The organism is Saccharospirillaceae bacterium (assembly GCA_022448365.1).
Lineage (GTDB): Bacteria > Pseudomonadota > Gammaproteobacteria > Pseudomonadales > Oceanobacteraceae > Bacterioplanoides.
Genome location: JAKVCS010000001.1, coordinates 145568 through 160721, shown reverse-complemented (window position 1 = coordinate 160721; position 15154 = coordinate 145568). Strand labels below are relative to the sequence as shown.

At 49.3% G+C, this 15154-nt stretch carries 12 protein-coding genes; 8 read left to right on the top strand and 4 right to left on the bottom strand.

Annotated elements, in window-relative coordinates:
- The first annotated feature begins 3 nt into the window (after window positions 1-3).
- From MK185_00695 to MK185_00685, 3 genes are all read left to right on the top strand, one after another.
- Window positions 4-288 carry an NAD(P) transhydrogenase subunit alpha gene (locus MK185_00695; protein MCH2039139.1) on the top strand — a complete coding sequence of 95 codons (285 nt, stop codon included), beginning with the start codon at window positions 4-6 and terminating at the stop codon, window positions 286-288.
- Window positions 289-302: 14 nt separating this feature from the next.
- Window positions 303-1712, top strand: a complete 1410-nt coding sequence (locus MK185_00690; GenBank protein ID MCH2039138.1) for an NAD(P)(+) transhydrogenase (Re/Si-specific) subunit beta — start codon at window positions 303-305, stop codon at window positions 1710-1712.
- 97 nt (window positions 1713-1809) lie between these two features.
- The gene (locus tag MK185_00685; GenBank protein ID MCH2039137.1) at window positions 1810-2544 is read left to right on the top strand and encodes a pseudouridine synthase; all 735 of its coding nucleotides are present in this window, start codon (window positions 1810-1812) and stop codon (window positions 2542-2544) included.
- Here MK185_00685 and MK185_00680 read toward each other — a convergent pair.
- A complete protein-coding gene (locus tag MK185_00680) occupies window positions 2535-3143 on the bottom strand; it encodes a lytic transglycosylase domain-containing protein (protein MCH2039136.1) in 609 nt (202 codons plus the stop codon). The genes MK185_00685 and MK185_00680 overlap by 10 nt on opposite strands.
- Before the next feature lie 21 nt (window positions 3144-3164).
- Window positions 3165-4895 (bottom strand): proline--tRNA ligase, encoded by a 1731-nt coding sequence (locus MK185_00675; GenBank protein ID MCH2039135.1) that lies wholly within the window; start codon window positions 4893-4895, stop codon window positions 3165-3167.
- A gap of 248 nt (window positions 4896-5143) precedes the next feature.
- Between MK185_00675 and MK185_00670 the strand changes: the two genes are divergently transcribed.
- Together MK185_00670 and MK185_00665 are read left to right on the top strand one after the other, a co-directional pair.
- Window positions 5144-5788: a class I SAM-dependent methyltransferase gene (locus MK185_00670; GenBank protein MCH2039134.1), complete on the top strand. Its 645-nt coding sequence runs from the start codon at window positions 5144-5146 to the stop codon at window positions 5786-5788.
- Between the two features lie 183 nt (window positions 5789-5971).
- Complete coding sequence (locus MK185_00665) at window positions 5972-6427, top strand: hypothetical protein (GenBank protein MCH2039133.1); 456 nt, start codon at window positions 5972-5974, stop codon at window positions 6425-6427.
- Between the two features lie 23 nt (window positions 6428-6450).
- Here the strand turns inward: MK185_00665 and cobA are convergent, their stop codons facing one another.
- Both cobA and MK185_00655 read right to left on the bottom strand, forming a co-directional pair.
- Entirely contained in the window at window positions 6451-7260 is an 810-nt protein-coding gene (cobA, locus tag MK185_00660) for a uroporphyrinogen-III C-methyltransferase (GenBank protein MCH2039132.1), read from the bottom strand.
- A 1-nt stretch (window position 7261) separates the two neighbouring features.
- Window positions 7262-10009 (bottom strand): molybdopterin-dependent oxidoreductase, encoded by a 2748-nt coding sequence (locus MK185_00655; protein MCH2039131.1) that lies wholly within the window; start codon window positions 10007-10009, stop codon window positions 7262-7264.
- A gap of 583 nt (window positions 10010-10592) precedes the next feature.
- On the opposite strand from MK185_00655, the gene MK185_00650 reads away from it, so the two are divergent.
- The 3 genes from MK185_00650 to nirD all read left to right on the top strand — a co-directional run bounded on the left by MK185_00650 (window position 10593) and on the right by nirD (window position 15135).
- Window positions 10593-11798 carry a diguanylate cyclase gene (locus MK185_00650; protein MCH2039130.1) on the top strand — a complete coding sequence of 402 codons (1206 nt, stop codon included), beginning with the start codon at window positions 10593-10595 and terminating at the stop codon, window positions 11796-11798.
- A 339-nt stretch (window positions 11799-12137) separates the two neighbouring features.
- Window positions 12138-14726, top strand: a complete 2589-nt coding sequence (gene nirB / locus MK185_00645; GenBank protein MCH2039129.1) for a nitrite reductase large subunit NirB — start codon at window positions 12138-12140, stop codon at window positions 14724-14726.
- An 82-nt stretch (window positions 14727-14808) separates the two neighbouring features.
- The gene (nirD, locus tag MK185_00640; protein ID MCH2039128.1) at window positions 14809-15135 is read left to right on the top strand and encodes a nitrite reductase small subunit NirD; all 327 of its coding nucleotides are present in this window, start codon (window positions 14809-14811) and stop codon (window positions 15133-15135) included.
- Window positions 15136-15154: the final 19 nt, after the last annotated feature.

Below are 15154 nucleotides of genomic sequence, written 5' to 3'. Positions count from 1 at the left end.
GTCATGGAAATGTTTATCATGAGTCTGACTATTTTCGTACTCGCTGTATTTGTTGGTGTCGAAGTAATTAATAAAGTTCCGCCTACGCTTCATACCCCACTGATGAGTGGTACCAACGCCATTTCTGGGATTGTGGTTGTGGGCGCAATTATCAGTTCGGGGGGGAGTGAGCACACCACGGTTTTGTCAACGGTATTAGGTGTTTCGGCAATTGCGTTAGCCACCATCAATATTGTGGCGGGGTTTATGGTGACCGACCGCATGCTGAATATGTTTAAAAAGAAGTAAGGAGTCATTAACTCATGGATACATTAATTAATTTGGGTTATCTGGTTGCAGCGGTTCTGTTTATTCTTGGCATTAAAGGTATGACGACACCTAAAACCGCCGTGCGTGGGAATCGGATGTCGGCTACCGGGATGTTAATCGCGGTCATTGTTGCTTTATCAGATCATAACGTTGTGTCGTATGAATACATTATGATCGGTGTGTTAATTGGCGGCGCAATGGGTGCTTTGCTGGCGAAAAAAGTTGCCATAACCGATATGCCGGAGCTGGTTGCAGCATTAAATGGTATTGGTGGTGGTGCGTCTTTGTTAGTGGCTTCAGCAAACTATCTGGAAAGTCAGAAACTGGCAGAATTGGGTGAATTTGTACCCGCGTACGATTGGTCGATTGCCGTAATTCTATCGATTTTAATTGGTGCTGTGACACTGACGGGTTCCTTTATTGCGGTGGGTAAATTAAAGGGAAAAATTGGTGATTCCAGCCAGGTGCATTTATTCAAGTGGGTAGTAAAACTGTGTCTGCTGCTGTTAATCGCCGGTGCCGGATATTTTGCCGCCGTTGATCCGCTGAACTCTGATTTGCTGATCGCTGGTTTGATAATTCTGTGTCTGGTGTTGGGGGTTTGTCTGGTGATGCCAATTGGTGGTGCCGATATGCCCGTGGTGGTGGCCTTGCTGAACTCATATTCCGGGTTGGCCGGGGCCGCAGCAGGTTTTGTGCTTGAGAACAATGGCCTGATTATCACCGGCTCGCTGGTGGGTGCATCCGGTATCATCTTAACCAGCATCATGTGTAAAGCGATGAACCGTTCACTGACCAATGTGCTGTTTGGTGGCTCGATGGCTGAAACGGCCGGTATCAGCCGCTCTGAGAACGACGCGTTTTACGAAGGCAAAGTGAAGTTTTCTTCGGCGGATGAACTGGCGATGTTGCTGGATGGCGCGCAAAACGTGGTATTTGTTCCAGGATATGGTTTGGCGGTTGCTCAGGCGCAGCATGCTACCCGGGAACTGGCCAATATGCTTGAAGCTCAGGGTGCGGTTGTTAAGTACGCCATTCATCCAGTTGCTGGTCGTATGCCTGGTCATATGAACGTGTTGTTGGCGGAAGCTGAAGTGCCCTACGAGCAGTTGGTCGAAATGGACGCTATTAACCCCGAATTTTCACAAACCGATGTGGCGATTGTGTTGGGTGCCAACGATGTTGTGAATCCGGCAGCCGCTCAAGATCCGGCTTCTCCTATCTTTGGTATGCCGATTCTGGACGTTCATAACGCCCGAACGGTGGTGGTGGTGAAGCGTGGTTTGTCGCCCGGTTTTGCCGGTATCCCGAATGAACTGTTCATTCGCGATAACTCCTTGATGGTTGCCGGCGACGCAAAGAAAGTGCTGCAGGATACCATCTCGGCAATGAAGGATTTATAAACAGAGAGTAAGCGCCTGAATGGCTCACTCAACAGACGGCCGCAATTGTTCTAAAATAGCGCCGTCTGTTTTTTCCACCATTGCCATTAGCGTATCTATGAATAACAAACGAGGTCGTCTCGACCGGTTTCTGAGTCGAACCCTGAGCATCAGCCGTAATAACCTGCGACCGTTGCTAGCTGCGGGACGGGTTAGGGTGAATGGTGATGTCATCAACGATCCGGCTTTTCAGATCGATGAGTTCAGTCGCATCGTTGTTGATGCCGATACCTGTGGTGAGACTGTTTTGCAGCAAAATACACCGCTGTATCTGATGCTGAACAAACCGGTAGGGGTGGTCAGTGCAACCAGGGACGATGTGCATAAAACCGTTCTTGATCTGATTGATCATCCACGTAAGCAGGAATTGCATATTGTTGGCCGACTGGATCGCAATACCAGTGGCCTGCTGTTATTAACCAATGACAGTCGCTGGTCTGAAAAAATCATGGCACCCGAAGCTAAAGTCGAAAAAGTGTATAGCGTGGAGCTGGAAAATGATCTCAGCGACGAGTATGTCAGTGCTTTTGCTAAAGGGATGTATTTTCCGTACGAAAATATCACCACACAACCTGCCGTGTTGGAAATAACCGGTCCTAAGTCTGCGCGGGTCGTATTAAAAGAAGGGAAATACCATCAGATAAAACGCATGTTCGGACGTTTCCGTAATGCGGTTGTCCGTCTTCACCGCGAAAAAGTGGGGGAGTTAGAACTGCTGGATCAGACCGGTCAATATTTGCCCCGAAGCCACAGTTGTCCGATTGAACCGGATGCAATCTGGCATCAGCGATGATCAATAAACCAGTATTTCTCCCAGAATATCATGACTTTTTCGGGATATTTGGTCCGTCCCAGGCTGCCGTTATAACGGGCTAACGCGCGGATCCAGTCGCCTTTTTCGCGTTTCAAATAGTGCTTAAGAATGGTACAGCCATAGCGCAAATTGGTACGGGTCTTCATCAGGTTATCGTCCAGGCGACCAATCTCTTTTTTCCAGAATGGCATGACCTGCATATACCCCTGGGCACCCACCACTGATAATGCAAAACGCTGAAAACCACTTTCAACGTGAATCAAAGCCATCACCAGCTCCGGTGATAAATTGGCACGAGAGGCTTCCTGATGCACCATGCGGAGAAAATCGAGTCGCTTTTTATCGTCTTTGATATAACGTTTTAAGCGTGTCGACATATCTACCAGCCAGACTTGCGCCGCGAATTCATCCTCAAATGAGGTGGCATCATTAACCGCGTTACGTAATGCATCGCGCAGTTCGCTATCAACTTTGGGTTTGTTCGATGAAGCTTTATTGGCGTGAACTAAAGGGGAGATGGTGATCAATAACAGGCATAAAAAAAGCGCAGAAAAAACGTTTTGGTTAAGTCGTTTCATCTGCGCTTTCCTTAATGCTAATTACCGTTGAACGTTTTCTTTTAGGAATTCAACCACAGAGTCTGCCGCCAGATCCTGTTTGTCTTCCGCACGGCGGGCTTTATATTCCAGCGTGCCGGCTTCAAGACCACGGTCTGAAATAACGATACGGTGTGGAATGCCCATCAATTCCATATCCGCGAATTTAACGCCCGGGCTGGTTTTCTTATCGCGATCATCCAGGAACACGTCGAAACCGGCTTCGGTCAGTTCGGTGTACAGTTTTTCAGTGGCTTGCTGAACCGCTTCAGAGCGATGCAGGTTCATTGGCACAATACCGACCTGGAAAGGTGCAATGGCGTCTGGCCAGATGATACCGTTGTCGTCGTTATTCTGTTCAATGGCTGCGGCAACAACACGGGTAACGCCAATTCCGTAACAGCCCATAATCAGGGTCTGATCTTTACCATTCACGTTCAGGACGGACGCTTTCATCGCTTCTGAGTACTTGGTACCCAGCTGGAAAATATGACCAACCTCGATACCACGTTTAATTTCCAGTGTGCCGTTGCCACAAGGGCTTGGATCACCGGCGACGACATTACGCAGATCAGCCACTTCCGGCAGCGGTAAATCACGCTCCCAGTTAATACCAAACAGGTGTTTGCCATCAGTGTTCGCACCGGCACCGAAGTCAGAACAATGAGTAACTGCGCGATCCGCAACGATGCGGATGTTCATACCCACCGGACCTAAAGAACCCGGACCCGCACCGATGGCCGCACGGATTTCTTCTTCGCCAGCAAATTGCAGCGGATTGGCAACGCCTTCCAGCTTTTCGGCTTTGATTTCATTCAGTTCATGATCGCCACGAACCAGCAGAGCGATTAACGGCTGGTTGCCGTCTTCATCCGCTTCACCACGAACAATCAGGGTTTTGATGGTTTTCTCAATCGCCAGACCAAACTGCTCAACCAGCTCATCGATGGTTTTGGCATTTGGCGTATCAACTTCACGCATGTCTTCCGTTGCGGCAGGGCGCTCACCGGCAGGTGCCAGTGCTTCAGCCAACTCAACGTTTGCTGCGTAATCACTGGCGTTAGAGAAGGCAATATCATCTTCACCAGATTCGGCCAATACGTGGAACTCGTGAGATTTGGCACCACCGATGGAACCGGTATCGGCCCATACCGGACGGAAATCCAGGCCCAGGCGTGTGAAGATGCGGGTATAGGCTTTGTGCATCGCCTGGTAGGTGTTTTCCAGACATGCTTCGTCGGAGTGGAACGAGTAAGCGTCTTTCATGATGAATTCACGAGAGCGCATCACACCGAAACGCGGACGGGTTTCGTCACGGAATTTGGTCTGAATCTGATACATGTTCAACGGCAGTTGTTTGTAGCTGCTGATGTTGTTCCGAACCAGATCGGTGATCACCTCTTCGTGGGTTGGACCAACACAGAAGTCACGGCTATGGCGATCTTTCAGACGCAGCAATTCACCGCCGTATTGCTGCCAACGACCACTTTCTTCCCAAAGCTCAGCCGGTTGAACGGCGGGCATCAACACTTCCATCGCACCGGCGCGGTTCATTTCTTCGCGCACAATGGCCTCTACTTTTCGCAGAGTACGTAAACCCAGGGGCATCCAGTTGTACAGGCCTGCGGCCAGTTTACGGATCATGCCGGAGCGCAGCATCAGCTGGTGGCTGACAACCACTGCATCAGCCGGGGTTTCTTTTTCGGTTGCAATCAGGAATTGAGTAGCGCGCATGCGTCTTATTTGCCCATATAGATTCAAATGACCCGCAATTTTAAAGGCTGGAACTGTTTGCGGCAATGCAGTGAGGACTGTTTTCTGTGCTTGTTGGCTTGTTTACGACGCGGAGTTTTCAATCGCTTTTGTGCTGACGATACGTTTGCCCGGCTGTAACGGTGTTTTTCTTAACATTACTTGTGCTGCGGTGTCGCTATGACATACTCCTTCAGATAATGGGTCCCGGATTCATGGGAGAGTTAATCATGGTGACAGCTGTTACGTCACAGCTCGAAGCGCTGCTGGCGGAAGACTTACCTGTCTCGCCAACTTGTTTGCGTAATCAGAAACCCATCGCCGATGTGTTGCAGCAGGAAATTGCGCAACACTCGATGGTGCTTGAGTTGGGCAGTGGCACTGGTCAGCATGCCAGTTATTTCAGCACCGTCCTGGCAGATATTATTTGGCAACCCTCCGACTTAGCCCACACCATCGAGGGCATTAATGCCTGGCGAGAGCGAACAGCACAAGACAACTTTCTACCGCCGCTGGTACTCGATATTGCTCAGGACCTTTGGCCTGTAAAGCAGGTGGATGCGGTATTCAGTGCCAATCTGGTGCATTACGTCAGCTGGGCAAGCGTTCGCGCCATGATGACCGGTATTAGTCGGGTGCTGAAAAATTCGGGCGTCGCCTTGTTTTACGGCCCCTATAATTACGATGGACAATTTACCAGCGATGGCAATCGGGACCTTGATCGTTGGTTAAGGGAGCGTGATCCGGAGTCTGGAATTAAAGACTTCGAGCAAATTATTCTGGCCGCCCGTAAAGAAAAATTACGATTGGTAAAAGACATCGCCATGCCCGCTAATAACCGTATTCTGGTATTAAAAAAGGACGCAGGCGATTAATGGCCGTGGCCTCATCGATCACGTCGCGCTGGTCAATTCCCCGAAATAAATTCCTCTGAACGTAAATCAGCCCAAACGCTTTTGATGCCTGTATGCGGTTGGTTGATGTTTAGCGCAGGTTCAGTTTTCTTGCTTACACTCACGGTTAATAGGGTTTGTGCCTGAAATTGATCGGAGATATGGATGAAAATACTGTTTTATGCGGTGCTTATTGTATGTTCAGCGCCTGCGGTCGCTGTCACAGGTGAAGATCTGATTGAGAAAGTCGAACAATATTATCGTTTGGAATCTGAAGGCGATTATCAGACCATCACTCAAATGTTTCAGCCGGGTGGTGAAGTCTCTTACGCATTGGACTTCGGCTTATTAATCCCCACCCACGAAATCAACTTTAAAGTCATTGATGTATCGTCTTTCGCTGCTCTTCAGGACGAGGAGGACGTGGATATCTTCAATATTCAATCGGTCGTCAGGTCCGCTGAGGTTAATGAAAGCGAAGGCAAAGTGGTGATTAACCTAGAGTGGGATTACCGAAGTGCTGACGGTGATGGTTCGGTCATTGCAATTGATACCTTTGATTTTGTCATTCAAGAACAACAGATTTTTATTCGTGCGTATTACTCCGAGCAACAGTATTAATGCTGCTGCTCATCAGATCATCATCAGGCGACATGACTGCGCTGTTGATCGACCGGTCTTTCACTCTGGTAATGGCTGTTGTCCGCAAGAGCGGCCACTTCACCTACTACAATTAACGCCGGACCTGTACCGGAATATTGGCCTGCCAGATGAGGTAAATCCATCAATACCCCTTTGAAGACTTGTTGGTTCGGCAGAGTACCGTTGGCGATGATGGCAATGGGGGTGGATTCATGCAGGCCCTCGGTTAACAGTCGGGCTGTGATTGCACCAGCCTGTTTGGCACCCATATAAAACACCCGTGTGGGATTGTGCGGCAGATCAAACTCGCCATGTTGACTGTGACCACTTTGCAATACCAGTGCATTACCTAGATGGCGATGCGTCAGTGGAATTTTAGCTGCAGCAGCACAGCCGCCAGCGGCCGTTATGCCAGGAACAACTGTCACATCGATACCCCGTTGCTGCAGGTATTGCAGTTCTTCACCACCGCGACCAAAAATAAAGGGATCTCCCCCTTTGAGGCGCACAACACGCTGATACTTTCGGGCGCAAGAAACCAATAGTGTTTGAATATCTGCCTGACCCATTTTGTGATCACCACAGCGTTTACCGACATGAATGCGGGTGCATTGGCTCGGGATAAAGTCGAGTATTTCCTGGGAAATCAGAGCATCGTACAACACACAATCGGCCTGACTGATGGCTTTCATAGCTTTCAGAGTTAACAACTCCGGATCGCCTGGACCGGCGCCCACCAGGGAAACCTGGCCAAAATTTGCGGTGCCGGATGGATTTGAGGGTTTGCTGTGATGTGAGTTCTTGTGTGTCATATTATCTCTCACCTAATTCGGTAATTAATTCTGCCGTTGTATCAGTGCGACAGTATTGTTGTGTCAGAGCCGTCAGCTCCGGAATGCAGGAGCCACAATTGGTACCACACTGCAGTTTTTGACCGAGCGCAGCGGCGTTCTCTGCACCTTGTTCGATCGCTGCTTTAATTGCATTTTCGCCCACCTGGAAACAGGAACAGATAATCTTTCCCGGGTCGCTTTGTTTTCCTGGTGCCTTTCCCCCCAGCAACGCTTTGCGGGTGAGGGCGTCGATATCGTCATGAGTAAATTGTTCAATTAACCACTGACGATTGATGCTGAATTCTGGTTCGTGAATGCCCTGAACAAATGCAATCGCCTGCAGCTGTCCATCCTTGATGCAGGCCCAGCGATGGTGCTGACGCTGGTTATCATCAAGAGATAACCATTGCCCTGGCAGCTGTTGTTCGCAGCGTTGTTTAAAGGTGTTCATGAAATCGAGAGCCGATTGGTTGCCCGCGACTTCGTAAAAATGACCGGAGCTGGTTAAACCGTATGCCCAATAGTCGCAATCAAGTGGTGATAAGCTGCCATCGGTGGCGAACAGATCCTGGCGGGATAAAATAAATCCTTGCCAGGTCAAAGGCAGCGGGCGCAGCTGAATGCGGGTTATCTTCAGTTCTGGCTGACCCGAGAACGGGTCGTGGTCAGAGTTTACCAGGGTACCCATGCGCGCCTGATTGGCGTATCGATCGTTCCAGTGCATCGGTACGAATGCGTCGCCGCGACGCTGTTGATCGCTGATCCGGGCGCGAACACGAATGGTGGCGCGACGGTTAAATACCTCAACCAGTTGATTGTCTTTAACACCATAATTTTGAGCGTCTTCCGGATGCAATTCGATAAACGGTTCGCTGATGTGCTGTGCCAGACGAGCACTTTTGCCGGTGCGAGTCATGGTGTGCCAGTGATCGCGAATTCGCCCGGTGTTCATATTGAGTCCGGGTTGCTCTGGGTTACCTGTCGCGTTTTCTTGTTCCGGTAAACAAGCATCAACACTCAGGAACCGGGCTTTTTTATTTTCGGTAAAAAAACGGCCGTCTTCGAAAAAACGTGCTTTTCCGGTGGGGTAGTAATTATTTACCGGCCATTGAACCGGCGCCAGCGCATCGTATTGCTGTTCGCTCATGCCCACTAAGGCGGATAAATCAAAGTCACGACTGCCGTTGTTCTCGAACGCCGACAGGCGTGCATGTTCGTCAAAAATTTCAGCTGGATGCTGGTAGTTAAAAGCGTTTTTGTAGCCGAGGCGCTGGCCAACCTGAGAAATAATCCACCAATCCGGTTTGGCTTCTCCCGGTGGGGGCATAAATCCGCGCTGGCGGGAGATGCGTCGTTCCGAATTGGTCACCGTACCATTCTTTTCTCCCCAGCTGGCGGCGGGCAATAATACATGGGCAGCTCTGGCGGTATCGCTGTAAGCCATACAATCAGAAACCACCACCAATTCACATTTTTCCAGTGCTTGTTTTACCAGGTCGGCGTTCGGCATGCTGACCAATGGATTGGTTGACATAATCCAGAGAAATTTAATGTCGCCACGCAGCGCTGCCTCGAACAGTTCAACGGCCTTCAGACCGGGCTTCTCAGCAACTCTGGGAGCTTGCCAGAAACGCTTAACGCGTTCACGCTCGGCGGCAGAAAAGTCCATGTGGGCTGCCAATTGATTCGCCAGACCTCCTACTTCACGCCCCCCCATGGCGTTTGGCTGACCCGTGATTGAAAAAGGCACACAACCTGGCTTGCCAATTTTCCCGCTGGCGAGGTGAGCGTTAATAATGGCATTGGCTTTATCCGTGCCAGTCGCACTTTGGTTGATGCCCATGGAGTAAACAGTGACCGCACGCGGGCTGGTCGCAAACCAATCGAACCAGCGCAGCAAATCGTTTACTGCAAGATCCGTATTTTCGGATAACTGTTGTAAATCCTGGCTTTGGGATCGTGCCTGATCCAGTGCCTGTTCAAAATGATCGGTACAGTTTTCAATAAATGGCTGATCAAGCTGATCGGTGGTTGCCAGATAGTTGAGCAGGGCATTAAAAAGATAGGCATCAGCCCCGGGTCGAATGGCCAGGTGTAAATCGGCAATGTCGCAGCTGGCAGTTTTGCGTGGATCGATAACGACCACTTTTAATGATGGGTTACGTTGTTTCGCCGCGACGATACGCTGATAAATAATTGGGTGAGCCCAGGCCGGATTGCTGCCAACCAGGGTGATCAGATCGGTCTGCTCAAGATCCTCATAACATCCGGGTACGGTATCCGATCCAAACGCACGCTTGTAGCCAGCCACTGCAGAGGCCATACACAAGCGTGAATTGGTATCCATATTGGCACTGCCGATAAAGCCCTTCATCAGTTTGTTGGCAACGTAGTAATCTTCGGTCAACAATTGCCCTGAGCCATAAAACGCCACGGCTTCAGGGCCATGATTATTGATAACCTGTTGAATTTTATCGCTGATCAGATTCAGTGCCTGATCCCAGGAGGCCGGGCTGCCATTCAGCAGAGGGGTGGTTAAGCGTTCATTATGGTCCAGTGTCTGATGCAAAGCAGACCCTTTAACACATAGCTTGCCGAAGTTTGCCGGATGATTGGCCAGCCCGGCTACCGGTGCAGGTGCACCGTTATGGGTTTCAACCTTGACACCGCAGCCCACGCCGCAATAGGGGCAAGTGGTATCGGTAGTTAGAGTAGCTATGTCGCTCATGATCACTTTCCAAAAAAAAAGCGCTCACAGATAAAAATCTGTGAGCGCCAATGCTCAGGTCTGGACCGGAGGAAAACAGACCTTTGTTACACAACACGAAAACTGAAATACCAGCGCTGGTATCCCGAAGTACTGGCTGTTGGGCCAGTCAGTGTTCTCTTTCAAGTTTGATGCCAGATTTATTTTATAGCGAATGATCCCTGTCACAGTGAAAAACACAATGGTTGGGTGGTCGTGCATGCACTGTATTTGGGTGTTAACTGGATGGCGTGCACTGATATGTTGCGAAGTTTGCTATTGCTCGCTCTTTAGTATGAGTCAGCCCTCAGAAATACCCAAGAAGGTAGTAAATACAGCATTTTTTGCCCTGCTAGGATGCTATTCCCATGTCGTCTTATATCAGCGCTGCTAGACTCCAGCGGTAACTTATCGAGTTTGAGCGGATTAAATGACGGATATTACAACGGTTTCAGGCGAAGCCTTTGCCGCATCAGATGGGGCGCCGCTGCTGCATCGCACAGTACATCAGTATATTAAAGGGCAGCCCTTACATGTCCTCATTTTGGGGCGTAATGAGGCCACAGTGGCTCTAGAAAGTGCAATAGCGGCTGCTGGCTATCAAGCGAAGATGGTTGATTCGATTTCGCACCTGTTGGCTCGGGAAGAAGCCAATACGTTTGCTGTGATCATTGATCTCGATGAGCTGTCTGACAGGCAGCACAGTTGGCTGATCGATATGGCGGAAAATAATAAGCAGTGGCCGGTGATCGCAATCAGCAGTGAAGATACCCTGCAGTTCCGTGCCATTGCAGTGCGGATGGGAGGGCAGGCATTTTTCACGACACCGATTGATGTGAATCAGGTGCTATTGGAGTTGGATGCACTCAGCGAGCGGTTTGAACGAGACCCGTATCACGTATTGGTAATTGATGACCAATCATCCGTTGCTGACTTTCATGCTGATATTCTCAAGGCGGCAGGGTTTGTTACTCATACTATTGCTGCGCCAGTTGAGCAGTTGATGCCCTACCTGCAGGACAATATTCCTGATCTGATTCTGTTGGATTTATACATGCCTGATATCAACGGTCAGGAGCTGGCAGGCATCATTCGTCAAATGGAGAATCTGATTTCGGTTCCCATTGTTTTTCTGTCGTGTGAAATGAGCCCGCAGCAGCAGTTAACGTCGTTATGCACCGGGGCGGATACCTTTCTCACGAAACCGGTGCGCTCGGCGGATTTGTTATCCGCGGTTGAATCCCGTATTCGACGGGGTCGTACGGTTCGTAATCTGGTGATGCGTGATTCGCTAACCGGACTGTTGAATCGCCGGGAGACCATGCGACGACTGGAGGAGGAACGTATACGTTACCGTCGTTATGGCCACAATATGTGTTTGGCGATGCTGGATCTGGACCGCTTCAAGTCGATTAACGACAGCTATGGTCATGCGATAGGCGACAAGGTTATCAAGCATTTTGCTATGACGTTGAAATCCTGTTTGCGAGAAAACGATATTGTTGGTCGCTGGGGCGGCGAAGAATTTGTTCTTGCTTTAAGTGAAACAGGCCCGGAAACCGCCCAGCAGATTCTCGATCGCGTTGCTGCACGTTTAAAAGAACAAAGCCCTTGCCCGGAATTTAATTATTCTTTTTCGGGTGGTCTGGTTTGTTGTGATCCTGGGCTGAGCTTAGAAGGCATGCTGGAAAAAGCGGACCAGGCGTTATACAAAGCCAAACAAAACGGCCGTAATCAGTTAAGTATTGCGGTGCTGGAGGGCAGTGCCTAGTTGGTAGTGCTTTGCGTGCCTTTGCATCAGCTTATCAAGCACCTGATTCACTGCCTGTTGTCTCGTTTTGTCGTGTTTAAACACACAATTTCTGGTTATTTGCTATTCGCACCCGCATGGTGCGAATAGTCTGTCTTTGGCCCGTTCGTTGTGCATTTTATCCCGAGTGCCGGCCGCAGTTCCGATAAATTCTCCCAATAAATGGCTGAAACCATTATCTGGCATCTAGTTTGCTAAGGCATGTTTGATGTTCATCGTTACAACGCCGTAGCGACTGAAGAGGGCAATGAAGCACCTTAGGAGACATAAAAAATTATGACCAGATAGAGAGAGTTCATTATGAGCGAATTAAACGCCTCCGCTACGGCAAATAAAAAGCGCATCATCGTCGTCGGCAACGGCATGGTCGGCCATCAGTTTTTGTCTACCCTTGCGTCCTCTGAAAACGCGTCCGAATACGAATTAATCACCTTTTCTGAAGAGCCTCGTCTGGCTTACGACCGTGTTCAGCTCAGTAAATATTTCTCCGGCGCAACCGCAGACGATTTATCGTTAACCAACGAAGACGAATACCAGCAACAGAATATCCGTTACCTACTGAATGACAAAGTAGTCGCTATCAACAGCGCAGATAAAACCATTACCACTGCAAACGGATTAACCGAAAGCTACGATAAATTGGTATTGGCTACCGGCTCTTACCCATTTGTTCCACCGATTCCGGGTAAAGATCAGGATCATTGTCTGGTTTACCGCACCATTGAAGATTTGGAAGCCATCTCTGCTTCGGCTGAACAGAGTAAGGTTGGTGTTGTTGTTGGTGGTGGTTTACTTGGGTTAGAGGCTGCCAATGCTTTAAAGCAAGCTGGGTTGGAGACACATGTTGTCGAATTTGCCCCGCGTTTGATGGCGGTGCAGCTTGATGATGGTGGTGGTGAGCTGTTACGTACACAGATTGAAGGTTTAGGTGTGCGGGTTCATACCGAGAAAAACACTCAGGAAATTGTTGCGGGTGAGAACTGTCGTTACCGCATGAATTTTGCCGACGGCAGTTTTCTGGAAACCGACATGATTTTATTCTCTGCGGGTATTCGCCCGCAGGACGAGCTCGCACGTCAGTTTGACCTGACGATTGGTGAGCGAGGCGGCATTGTGATTAACGATTCATGCCAAACCTCCGATCCGGACATTTACGCCATTGGTGAATGTGCTTTGTGGGACAACAAAATCTATGGTTTGGTCGCGCCGGGTTATCAGATGGCCAAAGTAGCGATTAATCATATACAGGCCAGTTTCAGTGGCGAAACAGCGACATTGGAATTCCAGGGTGCTGATATGTCGACCAAACTGAAGTTACTCGGGCTTGATGTGGCTTCCATTGGCGATGCACACGGCAGCAGTGAAGGTTGTCAGAGCTACGTCTTCAAAGACGAAGTCAGTGACGTTTACAAGCGTTTGATTGTGTCGGCCGATGGCAAGAAGCTGCTGGGGGCTGTCTTGGTCGGTGATGTGGAAGCTTATGGCTCTCTGTTGCAGCTGAAACTGAATGATATGGATATACCGGGTGATCCGGCCGCCCTATTGTTACCGGCTGCATCCGACGAAGAAGGTGGTGCTGGATTGGGTGTTGCTGCATTACCTGAGACGGCGCAGATCTGTTCCTGTTTTGATGTGACCAAGGGTGACATTGCCGCTGCGGTGCAGGGCGGTTGCTGTACCATGGGTGATATCAAAGATGCGACAAAAGCATCGACAGGTTGTGGTGGCTGTGCAGCATTGACCAAACAGGTCATGGACGCTGAACTCGAATCCCTCGGTGTCGAAGTAAATAACGACCTGTGTGAACATTTCCCATACTCGCGCCAGGAACTGGCAGATATTATTCGTGTGAAAGGATTGACGACCTTTAAGGAAGTCTTGGCCGAACACGGTAAAGGCCATGGTTGCGAAATCTGTAAGCCAACCATTGGTTCGATTCTGGCTTCATTCGAAAATGAATACGTTCTTAAAGACGATCATATTGGTTTGCAGGACACCAACGATATTTTCCTCGGAAACATGCAGAAGGATGGCACGTATTCGATTGTGCCGCGCGTTGCCGGTGGCGAGATCACACCAGAAAAACTGATCCTGCTGGGGGAAGTGGCAAAAGAGTACGACTTGTACACCAAAATTACCGGCGGTCAGCGCATCGATTTATTTGGTGCGCAACTGCATGAGCTGCCAGAAATCTGGGGCAAGCTGGTGGATGCCGGATTTGAGACCGGCCACGCCTATGGTAAATCGCTGCGTACGGTCAAATCCTGCGTCGGCAGCACCTGGTGTCGTTATGGTGTACTGGATTCTGTATCCATGGCGATTGCGTTGGAGGATCGTTATAAGGGGCTGCGTGCACCGCATAAAATCAAATTTGCAGTTTCCGGTTGTACACGTGAATGTGCCGAGGCACAAAGTAAAGACATTGGTGTTATTGCAACAGAGAACGGCTGGAATCTGTATGTTTGTGGTAACGGCGGTATGCGTCCACGTCACGGTGATTTATTTGCAACCGATCTTGATGACGATACATTGGTGAAATACATCGACCGTATTCTGATGTTCTACGTCCGTACCGGTGATCGTCTGCAGCGTACTTCGGTATGGATGGAAAACCTCGAAGGGGGATTGGATTATCTCAGACAGGTGGTCATTGACGATAAACTGAATATTAATAGTGAACTTGAAAATGCCATGACAAAAGTCGTGAGCACTTACCAATGCGAGTGGAAAACCACTATTAACGACACCGAGAAATTGAAGCGCTTTAAGCACTTTATCAACTCCGACAACGAAGACAGTGCTTTGTACTATGTGCGCGAGCGTGGTCAGCGTCGTCCGGCAACGGAAGCAGAGAAGATCGAACTGATCGAACTGAATCCGGTAGGCTAACTGTAATTAATCGAAGCCCGGTATACGGCTACCGGGCGCACTAATTTTCATAAAATGTATATTTATTTTCAGGAGATCCGTGATGTCTGACTGGATTGCTGTATGTGATTTAAATGATATTGCTCCCGATACCGGTGTTTGTGCTGCGCTATCCGGAGAGCAGGTAGCGTTGTTTCGTTTAGGTGATACAGAGCAGGTATTTGCTGTATCCAATTACGATCCGTTTGGTAAAGCTAATGTACTATCTCGCGGTATTATTGGCTCTATCGGTGAACAGTTGGTTGTGGCATCACCGCTGTACAAACAACACTTTGACCTGGCCACGGGTGTGTGCCTCGAAGACGGTGAAGTTTCCATAAAAACGTTTCAGGTTAAAGTCGAGAACGATCAGATACTGTTAGCGGCATAAGAGATTTAGTGAGTAAGGT

What these genes read in the sequence shown, in the direction of transcription:
- MK185_00695 (MCH2039139.1), top strand. Translation starts at nt 4, where the DNA reads ATGGAAATGTTTATCATGAGTCTGACTATTTTCGTACTCGCTGTATTT.
- MK185_00690 (MCH2039138.1), top strand. Translation starts at nt 303, where the DNA reads ATGGATACATTAATTAATTTGGGTTATCTGGTTGCAGCGGTTCTGTTT.
- MK185_00685 (MCH2039137.1), top strand. Translation starts at nt 1,810, where the DNA reads ATGAATAACAAACGAGGTCGTCTCGACCGGTTTCTGAGTCGAACCCTG.
- MK185_00680 (MCH2039136.1), bottom strand. Translation starts at nt 3,143, where the DNA reads ATGAAACGACTTAACCAAAACGTTTTTTCTGCGCTTTTTTTATGCCTG.
- MK185_00675 (MCH2039135.1), bottom strand. Translation starts at nt 4,895, where the DNA reads ATGCGCGCTACTCAATTCCTGATTGCAACCGAAAAAGAAACCCCGGCT.
- MK185_00670 (MCH2039134.1), top strand. Translation starts at nt 5,144, where the DNA reads ATGGTGACAGCTGTTACGTCACAGCTCGAAGCGCTGCTGGCGGAAGAC.
- MK185_00665 (MCH2039133.1), top strand. Translation starts at nt 5,972, where the DNA reads ATGAAAATACTGTTTTATGCGGTGCTTATTGTATGTTCAGCGCCTGCG.
- cobA (MCH2039132.1), bottom strand. Translation starts at nt 7,260, where the DNA reads ATGACACACAAGAACTCACATCACAGCAAACCCTCAAATCCATCCGGC.
- MK185_00655 (MCH2039131.1), bottom strand. Translation starts at nt 10,009, where the DNA reads ATGAGCGACATAGCTACTCTAACTACCGATACCACTTGCCCCTATTGC.
- nirB (MCH2039129.1), top strand. Translation starts at nt 12,138, where the DNA reads ATGAGCGAATTAAACGCCTCCGCTACGGCAAATAAAAAGCGCATCATC.
- nirD (MCH2039128.1), top strand. Translation starts at nt 14,809, where the DNA reads ATGTCTGACTGGATTGCTGTATGTGATTTAAATGATATTGCTCCCGAT.